Origin of the sequence: Frigidibacter sp., assembly GCF_030695035.1 — a bacterium.
Classification (GTDB): domain Bacteria; phylum Pseudomonadota; class Alphaproteobacteria; order Rhodobacterales; family Rhodobacteraceae; genus Frigidibacter.
Map to the genome: position 1 here is coordinate 1 of NZ_JAUYTT010000004.1, position 1,688 is coordinate 1,688.

General features: G+C 66.3%; 2 protein-coding genes. Both read right to left on the minus strand.

Annotated features, from left to right (window positions below; genetic code table 11):
• Nucleotides 1–112 precede the first annotated feature (112 nt).
• Nucleotides 113–1,438: a recombinase family protein gene (locus Q8S30_RS02010; protein ID WP_305664366.1), complete on the minus strand. Its 1,326-nt coding sequence runs from the start codon at nucleotides 1,436–1,438 to the stop codon at nucleotides 113–115.
• On the minus strand, nucleotides 1,435–1,688 hold a 254-nt coding region (locus Q8S30_RS02015; RefSeq protein WP_305664367.1), incomplete at its 5' end, for a DUF2924 domain-containing protein. The genes Q8S30_RS02010 and Q8S30_RS02015, both read right to left, overlap by 4 nt.

Here is a 1,688-nt window from a genome sequence, read left to right on the forward strand (position 1 = left end):
TTGCGGTCTGGCCGAACGCCATCGGGCAGGTGCATTTCCTTTCGGCCGCCGCGCTTCACGACGCGGAACGGGACGTGGAGCGTCACGGTCTCGGGTATCGGCGCGCCGTGTGTCATGCGGCTTCTCCGATGTCGCCGTCCCGCATCTCGCGGGAAAGGCCAGCGAGACCGTCGATACGTAGCCGCAAGTTCAGGCCGTCGACTCCGATATCGACGCGCTCGACCAGCAGCGCCACGAGGCGTGCCTGTTCGGCGGGGAAAAGTTCGTCCCAGAGCGGGTCCAATTGCTGTAGCGCCATGCGGGCGTCGGCTTCGGAGGTGTCTTCAGCGTGGGTGCGCGCGGCCTTCCACGTGCCCGCCACGACCTCGGGCTGGCGGAACACGGCGCGCAGCTGGTCGATCACGGCGGCTTCAATCTCGCCCGCTGGCAAGCGGCCGACTGGACACGCACCAGCACCATGCTTCAGTACAGTCTGACTGACGTAGTAGCGGTAAAGCCGCCCGCCCTTGCGGGTGTGGGTGGGCGAGAACGCGGCGCCATCGGGCCCGAATAGTAGCCCCTTCAGCAGCGCGGGCGTGTCGGCGCGTGTGCGTGCGGCGCGCTTCCGGGGGCTCTCCTGCAGGATCGCATGGACACGGTCCCACGTCTCGCGGTCGATGATGGCATCGTGCTCGCCGGGATAGCTGTCGCCCTTGTGGACCGCCTCGCCGATGTAGGCGCGGTTGTTCAGCATCCGATAGACGTACTTCTTGTCGATCCTGTTCCCGCGCGGGGTGCGGATGCCGCGCGCGCCGACCTCCCGCGCCAGTTCCGTGCAGGACCCAATCTCGAGGAATCGAGTGAAGATCCAGCGGACATGCTCGGCATGCTCCTCGTCGACCACCAGCTTTCGGTTCTCGACCCGGTAGCCGTATGGCGGCACCCCGCCCATCCAAATACCCTTTTTGCGGCTCGCGGCGACCTTGTCGCGGATGCGCTCGGCCGTGACCTCGCGCTCGAATTGGGCGAACGACAGCAGGATGTTCAGCGTCAGCCGCCCCATCGAGGTGGTCGTGTTGAACGACTGCGTGACCGAGACGAACGTCACGCCGTTCCTGTCGAATACCTCGACCAGCTTGGCAAAGTCGGCGAGCGAACGGCTGAGGCGGTCGATCTTGTAGACCACCACCACATCGACCAGCCCGTCATCGATGTCCTCCAGCAGCCGCCGCAAGCCGGGGCGTTCCAGCGTGCCGCCCGAGATGCCGCCGTCGTCATACTGATCGCGGACCAGCACCCAGCCCTCGGAACGCTGGCTGGCAATGTAGGCCTCGCAGGCCTCACGTTGGGCATGCAGGCTGTTGAACTCCTGCTCCAGCCCTTCCTCTGAGGATTTCCGAGTGTAGATCGCACAGCGCAGCTTGCGGACGACCTTCGATTTCTCGGGCGGCTTCGTCATGTCCGCCCCCTGTGGTTCTTCAGCCCGAAGAAGGTCCACCCGTTCCAGCGCGTGCCGGTGATGGCCCGGGCGATGGCGGAAAGCGACTTGTAGGGCCGCCCCTGCCATTCGAAGCCGTCGGCGGTGACGGTGACGATCTGCTCGACGCCCTGCCATTCGCGCAGGAGGCGCGTGCCCGTGATGGGGCGGTCGCGGTCGGCGCGGATGCTGCGCTTCTTCCTGTCGCCGCCGTCCAGTTCTTCGCCCAGCC

What these genes read in the sequence shown, in the direction of transcription:
- Q8S30_RS02010 (WP_305664366.1), bottom strand. Translation starts at nt 1,438, where the DNA reads ATGACGAAGCCGCCCGAGAAATCGAAGGTCGTCCGCAAGCTGCGCTGT.